The sequence below is a fragment of the Lysobacter sp. GCM10012299 genome, from assembly GCF_042649405.1.
GTDB lineage: Bacteria > Pseudomonadota > Gammaproteobacteria > Xanthomonadales > Xanthomonadaceae > Lysobacter_J.
The window spans coordinates 386,770-401,191 of the sequence record NZ_JBHRZC010000004.1 but is presented as its reverse complement, the minus strand read 5'-3'; the positions used below and the strand labels follow the sequence as shown (position 1 = coordinate 401,191).

The following is a 14,422-nucleotide window of genomic DNA, read 5'->3' as shown; positions in this document are numbered from 1 at the left end:
GTGTCGAACGTTGCTCCTTCCGCGCTGCAGGCGCTGATTTCGAAGGCCGAGTCGCTCGCCGAGAACGAGGACCTCGACGGCGCCATCGCCGCCTTCGAACAGGTGCAGGCGTTGCGTCCCAATGAGCCGTACTCGCTCATACAGCTGTCCTACCTGAACTCGCTTCGCGGCCAGTACCGGCGTGCCGAGGCCCATGCGATGGCCGCAGCGGCGACCGGCACCACCGATCCCCGGTTGCTCGCAGAACTGCTGCCACGACTGCGCACGTTCAACCAGGTGCCGGCGCTGCAGGCCGCGATCGACCGCGCCAAGCCGATGTCGCGCATGCCGATCCCGCTGCTGATCGCCGCGGCCGCGCAGCTGAGCTACGTCAATCTTCCCGGCCGCGCGATCGCCTTCCTCGACGAAGCCAGGCGCGCCGACCCGGATTACCCGCCGACGCTGCTGGCGCGGGCGCAGGTGCTGACCTACCTGGGCCGCTTCGGTGAGGCCGCACAGGATCTCGAGCGCGCGCAGCGACGCGCGCCGGAGATCGCGCAGGGCTACTGGCTGTCGGCGTGGGTGCGCAAGCAGACGGCCGACGCCAACCACATCGCCGCGATCGAGCGCGAGCTGAAACGCCCGGGACGCGCGGCCGAAGACGTCGCGCTGCTGGCCTTCGCATTGCACAAGGAGCATGACGACCTCGGCCAGCACGAGGCGGCATGGAATGCATTGATGCTCGGGTGCCGCGCCAAGCGCTCGCGACTGAACTACGACACCGCTGCCACGGCCGACCTGTTCGACGCGCTGTCGAAGTTCGAGCCAGCCACGCCGGTCGTAGGTGCGGGGCAGGGCGACGGCACGCTGCCGATCTTCATCGTCGGCATGCACCGTTCCGGCACCACGCTGTTGGAACAACTGCTCGACGGCCATCCGGACGTAGGCGGCCTGGGCGAGCTCTACGACTTCACCAGCGCGATGCGCCATGCGACGGACCATCACTGCCGTGGCGTGGTCGACCGCACGCTGGTCGAGCGTGCCGCCGACGCCGACCTGGCGGCCGCGGGTGAGCGCTACCTGGGCAGCGTGAAGTGGCGGGCCGAAGGACGCCGCTGCTTCACCGACAAGCTGCCGTCGAACTTCCTCAACATCGGTTTCATTGCCCACGCACTGCCGCAGGCGAAGATCCTGCACATGGTGCGCGACCCGGTCGAGACCTGTTTCTCGAACCTGCGCGAGCTGTTCTCGGAAGCCAACGCCTACAGCTACGATCCGATCGAGCTGGCCGACTATCACCGGCTCTACAAGCGGTTGATGTCGCAGTGGCATGCACGGTTCCCGGGGCGGATCCTCGATGTGGAGTACGCCAGGCTGGTGGCCGATCCCGAGGGCGAGCTGCGCCGTGTCGCCGATTTCTGCGGCCTGGCGTTCGAGCCGGCGATGCTCGACATCGGTGCGCGCAAGCGCGCGGTAGTCACGGCGAGTGCGGTGCAGGTGCGCGACAGCATCCAGGTGCGGGAGCGGCCGAAGTGGGCGCCGTACGAGCAATGGCTGGCGCCGATGATCGAGCGACTGAACGCCTGACCGCGATGCAGGGGCCAGCATCCTGGCCCCTGCAAGGTGTCGCGCTACTGCCCCAGGCCGATGCGGGCATCGTCACCGCCGATCTGTTCCCGTGCCAGCTCCATCAGTTGCAGCAGCTCGGCGCGTTCGCCGTTCGGATCACGACCCTTGGCGGCGTTCGCCGTCCGGATCATCGCGTCGAGGCTCCAGCCGTCCATCCAGCTGCCACCGCGCAGGGCATCGGCGAATCCTGCGACCGCGCTGGCGAAGCGCATCGGCTCGCTGGGCGTGCGCACCAGCTGCGAGGCCAGCACCGGCGTCTCGATCAAGCGGCTGCGGCCCTGATCTGGCGAGTTCTGGCCGGGCAACTTGTAGCGCAGCCGCAAGTGCGCGATCTCGCCGCTCCGCTCGCTGCCCGCTGGCGCTGGCTTGCCGCCATAACGCAGCGATCCGACCCGTTGCGCGGGTGACGATGCAGGCGTGATCTCGTACAGCGCGGTCACCTGGTGGCCTGCGCCGATATCGCCGGCATCGACCTTGTCGTTGTTGAAGTCCTCGCGCTGCAGCACGCGGTTCTCGTAGCCGATCAGCCGATACTCCGCGACCTGGGCCGGATTGAACTCGATCTGGATCTTGACGTCGCGGGCGATGGTCATCAGCGTCGAACTCATCTGTTCGACCAGCACCTTGCGCGCTTCGCGCAGGCTGTCGATGTAGGCATGGTTGCCGTCGCCGACATCAGCCAGCTGCTCGGCCATCGCGTCGTTGTAGTTGCCGCTGCCGAAGCCGAGCGTGCTCAGTGCGATGCCGTGCTTGCGCTGGTCGCCGACCAGCGTTTCCAGCGCGCCCTGGTCGACCGTGCCGACGTTGAAGTCGCCATCGGTGGCCAGGATCACCCGGTTCACGCCATTGGCGATGTACGCCTGTCTGGCCATGGCGTAGGCGAGGCGGATGCCGTCGCCGCCGTTGGTGCTGCCGCCGGCTTCGAGGCGATCGAGTGCCGCCAGTATCTCGCCGTGTCGATCGCCGGGCGTCGGCGGCAGCACCAGCCCGGCGCTACCGGCGTAGACGACCATGGACACGCGGTCCTGGCTGCGCAGCTGCGGCACCAGCTGCCGCAGCGCACTCTTGACCAGCGGCAGCTTGTCGGGCGAATCCATCGAACCGGACGTGTCGATCAGGAACACCAGGTTGGCCGGGGCCAGCGTTGCCTTGGAAACGTCGTATCCCTTGATGCCGATCATCAGCAGCTGGCGTTGCGAATTCCACGGCGCCACCGCCAGCTCCGTGGTCACCCGGAACGGGACCTCGCGTGTCGCCGGCGCGGGATGGCCGTAATCGAAGTAGTTGATGAACTCTTCGGCACGCACGGCGTCGGCCGGCGGTCGCACGCCCTCGTTGAGCATGCGCCGCACGTTGGCGTAGCTGCCCGTGTCGACGTCGACCGAGAAGGTCGACACCGGTTCCTCAGAGGCGCGATGAACCGGATTGTCGGTGATGGTGGCATAGCGCTCCGTGTTGGCCGGTTGTTGCCATGCGCCTGATTGCGGCGCTTGCATCGGCGCTGGCTGCGAATAGGCCACTCTCGACCCGGTGACTTCAACGGCATCCAGCGTCGCCGCCGGTGCGGGTGGGGACGGTGGCGGCGGCGGGGCCATCGCTGCCTTCATGGCAGCTTCGCGACGCCTGCTCCTGGCATCAGCCGTGCCAGCTTCCTTCGCGACAGCCGTTGAAGCGGCGACTTCCGCGGCGACGATTCCGGCCGCAGCCGCTTGATCGGACGAATGGTCGCGCTCGGCCTGTGCCGAATCGCGCGTTGTGTGGCAGGCGGACAACGCGAGCGTGACCGCGATGAACAGGGTGGGGCGGACGGCGTGGGCGCGCTTCATGTTGCTGTCTCCGGTTGGGTCGCAATGGCCAACGCACGGAAACGGCAAGTGGGGTTAAGGGTTTCACGTTTCCATTCCAACCCGGTCCCTCTCCCCGATGGGCCGGAAGTGACCATGACGAATGGCAGCCGCTCGCCGACTGCATGTACTTCATGCAGAAAACGGTTTAACCCGCGTTGTGTGTAAACGCACGGCGCGGTTCCCGCATCCCATGTCGCGTATCCCAGAAGTTGGTATGACCTTTCGAACTGGTCGATGCAACAGACGGCGCGCACGATTGGACCCGCCGGTTACGTCTCATCAGCTTCCCCCGCGTCCCCCGACGCCTTTGCTGGAGGTGCCTGCCATGACCCGTTTCATTCCTTCCCCCGTGACACATGTCGCTGCCCGTCGCGTACTCGCAGCGGCCGTGTTCCTCGCTGCGTCATCGACTGCGATGGCCGGCTCGCCACACCTTATCTATCTGCCTTCCACCGAAGCGGGCGTCGACCATGCCGCGATCGTGCAGGCGTTCGAGGACCAGGGATTCGAAGTCAGCACGTTCGCCTACGCCGGTGAATCCCGCCTGGCCTACGCGCACCGCATCGCCGACGAAGTACGGGCGATGATGGACAAGGGCGTCGCGCCGGAGGAAATCAACGTCGTCGGCGCAGGAACCGGCTCCAAGATCGCCACGCTGACCTCGGCGCTGGTCGGCAACCGGCACGTCAATTACGCGCTGCTCGGCGAATGCGATCCGGCGATGAAGGCCAACTACAACTTCCGCATGAGCGGCCGCGTGCTCGGCATCCACGACGCCAATGACAGCACGTCGCTGTCGTGCCGCTCGCTGTGGGGCGACTCACCCAAGGTCAGCGAGCGCCAGGAGCTGGTGCTCAACAGCGGCCATGGTTCGGCGCTGTTCCACGAGCCCAGGAAGGAATGGCTGCAGCCGGTGTCCGAGTGGGCCACGGGCGGTGAAGTCAGCATCGGCGAAACCAGCATCGGCAGGATCGACGAGCCGGCGCCCTCGCCGCGCAAGTAGTCACGGCGTTCTGGCCTGGCAGGCCATCGACATGCCTTCTCCCGCAGTCGGGAGAAGGCGTGTCGAAAACGCCTGGCTGGTTCAGCCCGCAGCGTCCCGGATCACCAGCAGGCGCTGCTCGGTCATGTCCTCGATGGCATAGCGCACGCCTTCGCGACCGAGGCCAGAGTGCTTCACGCCACCGTAGGGCATGTTGTCGACGCGGAAGCTCGGCACGTCGCCAACGATGACGCCGCCTACGTCGAGGCGATCCCAGGCGCGCATGGCATGGTCCAGGCGCGCGGTGAACACGCCCGCCTGCAGGCCGAAGTCACTGTCGTTGACCTGGTCAATGGCCTGGTCGAAATTGTCGAATGGCTGCATCAACGCGACCGGTGCAAAGGCTTCCTTGCGGTACAGGTCGCTGTCGTGCGGCACGCCTTCCAGCAGCGTCGCCGGCACCATGTTGCCGTTGCGGTTTCCGCCGGCCAGGCGCTTTGCGCCGCCCTTGCGCGCGGCCTCGATCCAGCTGTCCACGCGCTTGGCCGCGGCCTCGTCGATCATCGGGCCGATGAAGGTCTTCTCGTCGCGCGGGTCGCCCATCGGCAGCTTCGCCACCGCGGCCTTGAGCTTCTTGCGCAGCTTGTCGTAGATGGCCGCATGCGCGTAGATGCGCTGCACGCTGATGCAACTCTGGCCGCTCTGGTAATAGGCGCCGAAGACGAGGCGCTCGACCACGCGGTCGAGCGGCATGCCGGGGTCGTCGTCGATGATGCAGGCGGCGTTGCCGCCCAGTTCGAGGGTGACCTTCTTGCGCCCGGCGCGGGCCTTGAGGTCCCAGCCGATCAGGCCGCCGGTGAAACTCAGCAGTGCGATCCGCTCGTCCTCGACCAGCTGGGAAGCATCCTGGGTGGAACAGGCCAGCACCGAGAACGCGCCGCGCGGCAGGTCGGTCTCGGCCAGGATCTCGGCGATGATCAGTGCGCCGATCGGCGTCTTCTCCGACGGCTTGAGCACGAACGGGCAGCCGGCGGCGAGCGCCGGCGCGACCTTGTGCGCGACCAGGTTCAACGGGAAGTTGAAGGGCGTGATGAAGCTGCACACGCCGATCGGGACGCGCTTGACCATGCCGCGGTAGCCGCGCGTGCGCTTTGAGATCTGCAGTTCGATCACTTCGCCATCGATACGGGTCGCTTCGCCGGCGGCGATACGGAAGGTGTCGATCAGGCGGGTGACTTCGCCACGCGCGTCGGCGATGGGCTTGCCGGCTTCGATGCACAGGGCAAGGGCAAGCTCGTCGAAGCGCTCCTGGAAACGCATCACGCAGTGTTCGAGCACGTCGCGGCGCGCATCCGGCGGGAACGCGGCCACCGCCTCGCGTGCCTGGTGCGCCGCCACTATCGCCTTGCGTACCGCTGTCGCATCGGCCAGGGCTACGCGGGTCGCGCGTTTGCCGCTGTACTTGTCGAGGACGTCGAGGTCGGTGTTGGCGGCGACCGGGCGATTGGCGAGGTAGTAGGGATAGCTGGCCATCAGGCCGGAGGCGGCGCGCTTGGTCTTGGCCATGTCGTTCTCCGATGAAAGAAAAGGGGCGGATGACTACTGCAGGGCGGCGCTCAACTTCGGGATCTCGTCGTTGAGCAGGCGGTCGTCATCGCTGTAGTCGATGGGCACTTCGATCAGGTCGATCCCCGGGGTGTCGAGGGCGCGCTGCAACATCGGCGCGAACTCGTCGGCGGAGGCCGGTCGATGCCCGCGCGCGCCGTAACTCTCCGCATAGCGGACGAAATCCGGATTGCCAAGGTCCATGCCGAAACTCGGATAGCGCTCGTGCGCCTGTTTCCACTTGATCATGCCGTAGGCGTCGTCGCGCAGCACCAGCACGGTGATGTCGATGCCCAGGCGCATGGCGGTCTCGAGTTCCTGCGAATTCATCATGAAGCCACCGTCGCCGCAGACCGCCAGCACGCGCCGGTCCGGACAGACAATGCGCGCGGCGATCGCCGAGGGCAGGCCGGCACCCATCGTCGCCAGGGCGTTGTCGAGCAGCAGCGTGTTGGGCTCGCGGCAACGGTAGCAGCGGGCGAACCAGAGTTTGTAGAGGCCGTTGTCGAGGCAGACCACGTCGCGCGGGCCCATCACCTTGCGCACCTCGGCAACGACGCGCTGCGGCGCCATCGGGAAGCGGTCGGCGTCGCTGCGGTCGACGAGGTTGGCCAGAAGCGCGGTGCGCACGCGGTCGAAGAAGGCGAAGTCCCAGTGCGCCTGCGGGGCCAGTACTTCGCCCAGTTGCCAGACCGTGTTGGCGATGTCGCCGACGACCTCGATCTGCGGGAAGTAGACCGCATCGACCTCGGCGGACTCGTAATTGACGTGGATGACGGTGCGGCGCCCTTCGCGCATGAAGAACGGCGGCTTCTCGATCACGTCGTGGCCGATGTTGACGATGCAGTCGGCGGCATCGATGGCGCGATGGACGAAGTCATGGTCCGACAGCGCGGCATTGCCCAGCCACAGCGGGTGCAGCTCGTCGATCACGCCCTTGCCCATCTGCGTGGTGAAGAACGGGATGCCGAGCTTGTCGATGAAGGATTTCAGTTGGCGCGCGGTGGTCTTGCGGTTGGCGCCGGCGCCGATCATCAGCAGCGGATGGCGCGCGTGTCCGATCGCGGCGGCGGCGTGGGCGATGGCCTTGTCGTCGGCGATGGGTCGGCGCGAGAAGGAGGCGGGGATCAGGCGCGCACTGGTTTCATCGCCGGCGATGTCCTGTGGCAGTTCCAGGTGGGTGGCGCCGGGGCGTTCCTCCTCGGCGCGACGGAAGGATTCGCGCACGCGCGCAGGAATGGCGTCGGCGGACACGATCTGGCGCGTGTACTTGGTCAGCGGACGCATCGTGTCGACGACATCGACGATCTGGAAGTGGCCTTGGCGGCTGGTCTTGATCGGTTTCTGGCCGGTGATCATCAGCATCGGCATCGCGCCGAGCTGGGCATAGGCCGCCGGCGTGACCAGGTTGGTCGCGCCGGGACCGAGCGTCGACAGGCACACGCCGGCCTTTCCGGTGAGGCGGCCGTAGGTGGCGGCCATGAAACCGGCGCCTTGTTCGTGGCGGGTCAGCACCAGGCGGATGCGCGAACTGCGCAGCGATTCGAGCAGGTCGAGGTTCTCTTCGCCGGGAATGCCGAAGACGTACTCCACGCCCTCGGCTTCGAGCGCGGCGACGAACAGATCGGAGGCTTTGGTCATCACGCTTCCACGCTTGCTCGGGCACGGTCCCGCATCGTAGCGGGGGCCGTGTGGTGCGATGCGTGATGGTCGCGCGTCAGTCGTCCTTGGGCTCGACCCGCACCTGCAGCTGTCCGTCGCCCAGGCGCGCGGCCAGCCGGTCACCCGGTGCCGCATCGAGCACGCTGCGCACGACCCGGCCATCGGGATGCTGCAGGATCGAATAGCCACGCGCGACGGTCGCCAGCGGGCTCACCGCTTCGAGCGAGCGTGCCAGTCCGCGCAGGTGCATCGCGTCCTTGGCCAGGCGGCGGACGATGGCGGCCTGCGGTCGCGGCCGCAATGCCGCCAGGCGTTCGCGCAGGCGGGCAATGCGGCGTTGCGGATGGGACGCGCGCAGCACGGCGTCGGCGTGGCGCAGGCGCGCACGCTCGCGTTCGAGCTGCTGGCGCCAGGCGGCGTTGAGGCGGCGCAGGGCTTCGCGCTGGCGGCGGCCGAGCGCTTCCAGGCGTGCCTGCGGGCGCATGGCATTGAGGCGCAGCGCGGCGCGGTCGGCGCGCTGCATGGCCTGGCGCAGGCGTTGCGTGTGCAGGTTGCGCAGGCGCGATTCCAGGATGCGCAGGCGATGCAGCAGGTCCTCGCGGTTGGGCGCGAGCAGCTCGGCCGCGACCGATGGCGTCGGTGCGCGCACGTCGGCAGCGAAGTCACTGAGGCTGAAGTCGGTCTCGTGGCCGACGGCCGACACGATCGGCACCGGCGAAGCGGCGATCGCACGCGCCAGGCGCTCGTCGTTGAAGGCCCACAGGTCCTCGAGCGACCCGCCGCCGCGCGCCAGCACCAGCACGTCATAGCGCGCCGAGGCGATGGCCCGCTGCAGCATGGCGACAATCTGTGCCGCGGCGCCTTCGCCCTGGACCTGGACCGGCAGCACGTCGGCCTCGACCAGCGGGAAGCGCCGCGCCAGCACGCTCAGCACGTCGCGCACGGCGGCGCCGCTGGGCGAGGTGATCACGCCAATGCGGCGGGCGAAGCGCGGCAACGGCCGTTTGCGCTCGACATCGAACAGGCCTTCGGCGGCCAGGCGTGCGCGCAGTTCCTCGAACGCGCGCCGCAGCGCGCCTTCGCCGGCTTCTTCCATATGGTCGAACACCAGCTGGTACTCGCCACGGGCCTCGTACAGCGTGAGGCGGCCGCGGCCGAGCACGCGCAGGCCTTCGCGCGGGACGAACTTCAGCCAGCTGCTCTTGGGCCGGAACATCGCGCAGCGGACCTGCGCACGCGCGTCCTTCAAGGTGAAGTACAGGTGCCCCGACGAGGGCCGCGAGACGTTGCCCAGCTCACCCTCGATCCACACCTGCGGGAACGCGCCCTCCAGCAGATCGCGCGCCAGCGTGTTCAGCTGGCTGGGCGTCAGGACCTGGTCGGCGTGGCCGCCCGGGCCCGGTTCGGTGGGGAAGTCGTTCATGGACGGCTGGATGTCACGGCCGGTCAAGGTAGCGCAGCGGCTGCCGCGGGTCACGTCCAGGACAGCTGCGGCTCAGTCCGCGGGTAGGGCTGGCGGCGGGCCTGGCCTACAATGGCGGCCATGAATTCACATGCTCCCGCACCCTGTGCACACCCCGGCTTCGGCCCGCTCCCGCGACGCCTGACGCGCACCGTGCGCATCGGCGGCGTCGAGGTCGGCGGCGGCTTGCCGGTGGTCGTGCAGTCGATGACCAACACCGACACCGCTGACGTGGCCTCGACCACCAAGCAGGTCGCCGAGCTGTGGCGTGCCGGCTCGGAAATGGTGCGGGTCACGGTCAACACCGTCGAAGCCGCTGCCGCCGTGCCGCGCATCGTCGACAAGCTGGCGATGATGGGCGTGGAAGTGCCGATCATCGGCGACTTCCACTACAACGGCCACCAACTGCTGACCGCCGAACCGGCCTGCGCCGAGGTGCTGGCCAAGTACCGGATCAATCCGGGCAACGTCGGCTTCGGCAAGAAGAAGGACAGCCAGTTCGCCACGCTCATCGAGCTGGCGATCAAACACGACAAGCCGGTCCGCATCGGCGCCAATTGGGGCTCGCTCGACCAGGCGCTGGCCGCGCAGCTGATGGACGAGAACCACAAGCTTGCCGAGCCGCGCGAAGCCGCCGAAGTGCTGCGCGAAGCGCTGATCCGCTCGGCGCTGGACTCGGCCGCGCGCGCCGTCGAGCTGGGCCTGTCGGCCGACAAGATCCTCCTCAGCGCCAAGGTCAGCGGCGTGCAGGAACTGATCGCCGTATACCGCGAAATGGCCCGCCGCAGCGATTTCGCCCTGCACCTGGGCCTGACCGAGGCCGGCATCGGCAGCAAGGGCATAGTCGCCTCCAGCGCCGCACTGGCCGTGCTGATGCAGGAAGGCATCGGCGACACCATCCGCATCTCGCTGACGCCCGAGCCGGGTCAGTCGCGCACCAACGAAGTCATCGTCGCCCAGGAACTGCTGCAGACCATGGGCCTGCGCGCGTTCACGCCGATGGTCACCGCCTGCCCGGGCTGCGGCCGCACCACCAGCACCTTCTTCCAGGAACTGGCGCAGAAGGTGCAGGAACACGTGCGCGCGAAGATGCCGGTGTGGAAGATCAGCCACCCCGGCGCGGAAAACCTGACGCTTGCCGTGATGGGCTGCGTGGTCAACGGCCCGGGCGAATCGCGCCACGCCAACATCGGCATTTCGCTGCCGGGCACGGGCGAAGCGCCGTCGGCGCCGGTGTTCGAGGACGGCGAGAAGACCGTGACGTTGCGTGGCGAGAACATCGCCCACGAGTTCGTCGAGCTGATCGACCGTTACGTCGAACGCAAGTACGGCGTGGCAGACGACGCAGCACGTGCCGGCTGAGGGCGGCGACGCACTAAGCCAGGAACTGCGCTACGGCGCAGGCGTGCTGCGCCACTACGGCGGTCGGCTCCTGCTGGTGTTCATCGGCCTGTTGTTGCCGTTGTGGGGCTTCGCCGAACTGGCGGACGAAATCCACGAGCAGGAAGCCATCCCGTTCGACGAACCGGTCCTGCACTTCGCGCATGACCTGGCCCGTGAGGGCTTCGACCGTTTCTTCGTGCTGATTTCGCGGATCGGCTATCTGTGGGGCGTGGTGCCGCTCGACATCGCGCTGGTGCTGGCCCTGACGCTGATGCGCCGCTACCGCGAGGCCACCTTCGCCGCGATCGCGCTGGCAGGTTCGGCGCTGCTCAACATCGCGGCCAAGGCGGCGTTCGCGCGCGAGCGGCCGTCGCTGTGGGAATCGATAGCGCCGGAGCACAACTTCAGTTTTCCCAGCGGGCATGCGATGGGCTCGATGACGCTGGCGTGGGTGCTGGTGCTGCTGGCGTGGCGCACACGCTGGCGTTGGCCGCTGGTGGCGCTGATGCTGCCGTTCGTGGTGCTGGTGGGATTGTCGCGGGTGTACCTGGGGGTGCATTACCCGTCGGACATCCTCGCCGGCTGGGCGGCGGCGAGCGTGTGGGTGGTGGCGGCCTATCTGGCGGTGTATTGGGGCAGCTTGCGCCCCTGGCATGTTCCTTCGACACACCCATGACCGTTCGTCCTGAGCGTAGGCGCGTCGCGCCGAAGTCGAAGGAAGCGTAGGCGCGTCGCGCCGAAGTCGAAGGAAGCGTAGGCGCGTCGCGCCGAAGTCGAAGGACCGCCCACTGCATTGCGCTTCCTTCGACTTCGGCCTGCGGCCTACGCTCAGGACGAACGGTTGTGGGGGATTTACTCGCCCGGCACTGCCGCCGACGTCGGCGCGGCCGTCGCCGCGCGCCGCGTCAGCACCGCCTCGCGGTGGGCGATGTAGGCGTTGGCCGACAGGATGATCGCCGCGCCGGCCCAGGTCCAACCGTCCACGCTTTCGCCGAACCACAGCCAGCCGGCGGTGGCGACCAGCGGCAACTGCATGAAGCTGATCGGCGTCAGCGCCGACACCTCGCCGAGCTTCAGCGCATGCGTCCACAGCACCTGTCCGCCGGTGCCGAAGATGCCCGCGCCGACCACCCATAGCCAGGCGATGCCCTGCGGCCACTCCCACACCCACAGCGCCGGCAGCAGCGACATCGGCACCCAGAACAGATAGGTGTAGAGGACGATGGTGTTGGCGGCATCGATGCGCGAGAGCTGCTTGATCTGGATCGCGACGACACCGCTGAGCACCGCGGCCAGCAGTGCGATCAGCGTGCCGGTGCTGAACTGCGCCGAGCCCGGCCGCACGATCACCAGCACGCCGATGAATCCGATCGCGACCGCCGCCCAGCGCCGGGCGCGGACGTGCTCGCCGAGGAAGATCGCGGCTGCGATCGTCACGAACACCGGCGTGGAGTAGGACAGCGAGATCGCCTGCGCCAAGGGCAGGTGGCCGATCGCCCAGAAGCCGGCCAGCATCGAACCGATGCCGATCGCGCAGCGGACGAAGTAGCGCGGCAGCTGCTTGGTTCGCAATGAGGCCCTGTCGACGCCGGCGACCAGCGGCAGCACCGCCATCAGGCCGAAAAAGTTGCGGAAGAACGCGATCTCGAACGTGTGCAGCGTCGCCGATGCCAGCCGGATGGTGATGGCCATCGCGCCGAAGCACAGCGTGCTGGCGAGCATGAAGCCCGCGGCGCGCATCGGTGTCGAGGTTGCCGTTGCGTTCACCAGGTGGCGCCGATGACCCGCGGTTCGGGCTCGATCGCCACGTCGAAGCGCGTGTGCACCGAGTCGGCGATGCGCCGGGCCAGGTCGAGCAGCTGCTGGCCGCTGGCATGGCCGTGGTTGACCAGCACCAGCGCATGCGTCGCGGCCACGCCGGCATCGCCGTCGCGGTGGCCCTTCCAGCCGCAGGCGTCGATGAACCACGCGGCCGACAGCTTGCGCGTGGTCGCATCGTTGCCACGGAACACAGGCATCGCCGGGTACTGCGCCTGCAGCGCTTCAGCCTGGGCCTGCGCCACGATCGGATTCTTGAAGAAGCTGCCGGCGTTGCCGAGCACCGCGGGATCCGGCAGCTTGCGGCGACGGATTGCGATCACTGCATCGGCAACGTCGCGTGCGGTCGGAGCGGTGATGCCCATCGCGGCGATTTCGTCGCCGATGCCGGCGTAGTCGAGCTTCAGCGACGGCGTGCGCGGCAGCGCGAACTCCACCGCGGTGACGATGTAGCGATCGGGTTCGTGCTTGAAGACGCTGTCGCGATAGGCAAACGCACAGGCGTCGGCGTCGAGGCGATGGAGCTGGCCGCTGGCCGGTTCATAGGCCTCGACGGCATGGATGAACTCGCGAACTTCGACGCCATACGCGCCGATGTTCTGGATCGGTGCGGCACCGACCGTGCCGGGGATCAACGCCAGGTTCTCCAGGCCCGCCAGGCCAAGGCCCAGTGTGTGCATGACAAAACCATGCCATTGCACGCCGGCATCGGCGCGGACGATGGCGACGCTGTCGTCGTGCAGCACGCGCACGTCCTGGCCGGTGAGGGCCAGCATCGGCGCGTCGGGGTTGCCGGCAAACAGCAGGTTGCTGCCGCCGCCCAGCACGAGCGGTGCGCGTTCGCGGAATTCCGGTCGCGACAGCAGCCCAGGCAGATCGGCAGGGTCGCCTACTTCGGCCAGCCACGGCGCGCGCGCCGCGACGCCGAAGGTGTTGCGATGATCAAGCGGGGCATCGCGCAGGATGCGGACGGCCTCGCTCATACGATTGGCGGCATGTTGCCCCGGCTCGGGGCTTCCTTGCGCCGGCGCATGGCTTCGACGCATTCGTGCACCAGCGCCGGGCCGCGGTACACCAGGCCGGTGTAGCACTGCACCAGGGTCGCGCCGGCGGCCATCTTGGTCGCGGCGTCGGCACCGGAAAGGATGCCGCCGACACCGATCATCGGGATCGATTCGGGCAGGCGCGTGCGCATCATCCGCAGCACTGCGGTGGACTGCCCCATGAGCGGCCGGCCCGACAGACCGCCGGTTTCGGAGGCGTGCGGGGCACCGTCGATGCCGATGCGCGAGACGGTGGTGTTGGTGGCGATGACGCCGTCGACATTGAGGTCGCCGAGCACGCGCGCGGCCGCCTGGACATCGTCGTCGCTGAGGTCCGGGGCAATCTTGACCAGCATCGGCACGCGCTTGCCGTGCAAGGCGCCCAGCCGCTCCTGCGCTTCGCGCAGGATCGACACCAGGCGACGCAACGACTGCTCTTCCTGCAGCTCACGCAGGCCGGCGGTGTTGGGCGAGGAGATGTTGACGGTGACGTAGTCGGCGAGCGGGTAGACGCGCTCGAGGCAATGCAGGTAGTCGATCTCCGCCGATTCGTTCGGCGTGTCCTTGTTCTTGCCGATGTTGATGCCGAGCAGGCCACCGCGACGGCGGGCCTTGCCGACATTGCGCACCAGTTCGTCGACGCCGCCGTTGTTGAAGCCGAGGCGATTGATCACCGCCTGCTGGTCCGGCAGGCGGAACATGCGCGGCTTCGGATTGCCTTCCTGCGCACGCGGCGTGACCGTGCCGACTTCGACGAAGCCGAAGCCCAGCGCCAGCAGCGCATCGATGTGCGCGCCGTTCTTGTCCAGGCCGGCGGCCAGGCCGACCGGATTGGGGAAGGTCAGGCCGAACGCGCGCGTCGGCAGCGGCGCCGGACGCCGGCCCAGCAGCGGGCTGAGCCCGCTGCGATACGCCGCTTCCATCGCCGCCAGCGTGGCACCGTGCGCAGTCTCTGCGTCCAGTCCGAACAGGAAGGGGCGGACGATGGAATACATGTATGGGTCCGGTGGCG

The 14,422-nt window shown here is 68.0% G+C and carries 11 protein-coding genes; 4 read left to right on the top strand and 7 right to left on the bottom strand.

What is annotated here, in order from left to right:
* Positions 1–1,566 (top strand): tetratricopeptide repeat-containing sulfotransferase family protein, encoded by a 1,566-nt coding sequence (locus ACFOPO_RS12935; protein WP_386703618.1) that lies wholly within the window; start codon positions 1–3, stop codon positions 1,564–1,566.
* 44 nt (positions 1,567–1,610) lie between these two features.
* Here the strand turns inward: ACFOPO_RS12935 and ACFOPO_RS12930 are convergent, their stop codons facing one another.
* A complete protein-coding gene (locus ACFOPO_RS12930; RefSeq protein ID WP_386703617.1) occupies positions 1,611–3,434 on the bottom strand; it encodes a von Willebrand factor type A domain-containing protein in 1,824 nt (607 codons plus the stop codon).
* Between the two features lie 346 nt (positions 3,435–3,780).
* On the opposite strand from ACFOPO_RS12930, the gene ACFOPO_RS12925 reads away from it, so the two are divergent.
* Positions 3,781–4,458, top strand: a complete 678-nt coding sequence (locus tag ACFOPO_RS12925; RefSeq protein ID WP_386703616.1) for a hypothetical protein — start codon at positions 3,781–3,783, stop codon at positions 4,456–4,458.
* 81 nt (positions 4,459–4,539) lie between these two features.
* On the opposite strand, the gene ACFOPO_RS12920 is transcribed toward ACFOPO_RS12925, so the two are convergent.
* The 3 genes from ACFOPO_RS12920 to xseA form a co-directional block, all read right to left on the bottom strand.
* Positions 4,540–6,003, bottom strand: a complete 1,464-nt coding sequence (locus ACFOPO_RS12920) for an aldehyde dehydrogenase family protein (protein ID WP_386703615.1) — start codon at positions 6,001–6,003, stop codon at positions 4,540–4,542.
* 33 nt (positions 6,004–6,036) lie between these two features.
* Positions 6,037–7,683, bottom strand: a complete 1,647-nt coding sequence (locus tag ACFOPO_RS12915) for an acetolactate synthase large subunit (RefSeq protein ID WP_386703614.1) — start codon at positions 7,681–7,683, stop codon at positions 6,037–6,039.
* A 76-nt stretch (positions 7,684–7,759) separates the two neighbouring features.
* Positions 7,760–9,127 carry an exodeoxyribonuclease VII large subunit gene (gene xseA, locus ACFOPO_RS12910; protein ID WP_386703613.1) on the bottom strand — a complete coding sequence of 456 codons (1,368 nt, stop codon included), beginning with the start codon at positions 9,125–9,127 and terminating at the stop codon, positions 7,760–7,762.
* Positions 9,128–9,247: 120 nt separating this feature from the next.
* On the opposite strand from xseA, the gene ispG reads away from it, so the two are divergent.
* Complete coding sequence (gene ispG / locus ACFOPO_RS12905) at positions 9,248–10,528, top strand: flavodoxin-dependent (E)-4-hydroxy-3-methylbut-2-enyl-diphosphate synthase (RefSeq protein ID WP_386703612.1); 1,281 nt, start codon at positions 9,248–9,250, stop codon at positions 10,526–10,528.
* Positions 10,518–11,225 carry a phosphatase PAP2 family protein gene (locus tag ACFOPO_RS12900; RefSeq protein WP_386703611.1) on the top strand — a complete coding sequence of 236 codons (708 nt, stop codon included), beginning with the start codon at positions 10,518–10,520 and terminating at the stop codon, positions 11,223–11,225. Before ispG ends, ACFOPO_RS12900 begins: the two co-directional genes overlap by 11 nt.
* 176 nt (positions 11,226–11,401) lie before the next feature.
* Here ACFOPO_RS12900 and ACFOPO_RS12895 read toward each other — a convergent pair whose 3' ends face one another.
* From ACFOPO_RS12895 to ACFOPO_RS12885, 3 genes are read right to left on the bottom strand one after another with little or no spacing between them, the layout of a single operon-like run.
* Positions 11,402–12,289, bottom strand: coding sequence for a DMT family transporter (locus tag ACFOPO_RS12895; RefSeq protein WP_386703879.1), 888 nt, complete (start codon positions 12,287–12,289; stop codon positions 11,402–11,404).
* A 23-nt stretch (positions 12,290–12,312) separates the two neighbouring features.
* Entirely contained in the window at positions 12,313–13,350 is a 1,038-nt protein-coding gene (gene murB, locus ACFOPO_RS12890; protein ID WP_386703610.1) for a UDP-N-acetylmuramate dehydrogenase, read from the bottom strand.
* A complete protein-coding gene (locus ACFOPO_RS12885; RefSeq protein ID WP_386703609.1) occupies positions 13,347–14,405 on the bottom strand; it encodes a quinone-dependent dihydroorotate dehydrogenase in 1,059 nt (352 codons plus the stop codon). The genes murB and ACFOPO_RS12885 overlap by 4 nt, the downstream gene beginning before the upstream one ends.
* Between the last annotated feature and the right edge of the window lie 17 nt (positions 14,406–14,422).

What these genes read in the sequence shown, in the direction of transcription:
- ACFOPO_RS12930 (WP_386703617.1), bottom strand. Translation starts at nt 3,434, where the DNA reads ATGAAGCGCGCCCACGCCGTCCGCCCCACCCTGTTCATCGCGGTCACG.
- ACFOPO_RS12925 (WP_386703616.1), top strand. Translation starts at nt 3,781, where the DNA reads ATGACCCGTTTCATTCCTTCCCCCGTGACACATGTCGCTGCCCGTCGC.
- ACFOPO_RS12920 (WP_386703615.1), bottom strand. Translation starts at nt 6,003, where the DNA reads ATGGCCAAGACCAAGCGCGCCGCCTCCGGCCTGATGGCCAGCTATCCC.
- ACFOPO_RS12915 (WP_386703614.1), bottom strand. Translation starts at nt 7,683, where the DNA reads ATGACCAAAGCCTCCGATCTGTTCGTCGCCGCGCTCGAAGCCGAGGGC.
- xseA (WP_386703613.1), bottom strand. Translation starts at nt 9,127, where the DNA reads ATGAACGACTTCCCCACCGAACCGGGCCCGGGCGGCCACGCCGACCAG.
- ispG (WP_386703612.1), top strand. Translation starts at nt 9,248, where the DNA reads ATGAATTCACATGCTCCCGCACCCTGTGCACACCCCGGCTTCGGCCCG.
- ACFOPO_RS12895 (WP_386703879.1), bottom strand. Translation starts at nt 12,289, where the DNA reads ATGCGCGCCGCGGGCTTCATGCTCGCCAGCACGCTGTGCTTCGGCGCG.
- murB (WP_386703610.1), bottom strand. Translation starts at nt 13,350, where the DNA reads ATGAGCGAGGCCGTCCGCATCCTGCGCGATGCCCCGCTTGATCATCGC.
- ACFOPO_RS12885 (WP_386703609.1), bottom strand. Translation starts at nt 14,405, where the DNA reads ATGTATTCCATCGTCCGCCCCTTCCTGTTCGGACTGGACGCAGAGACT.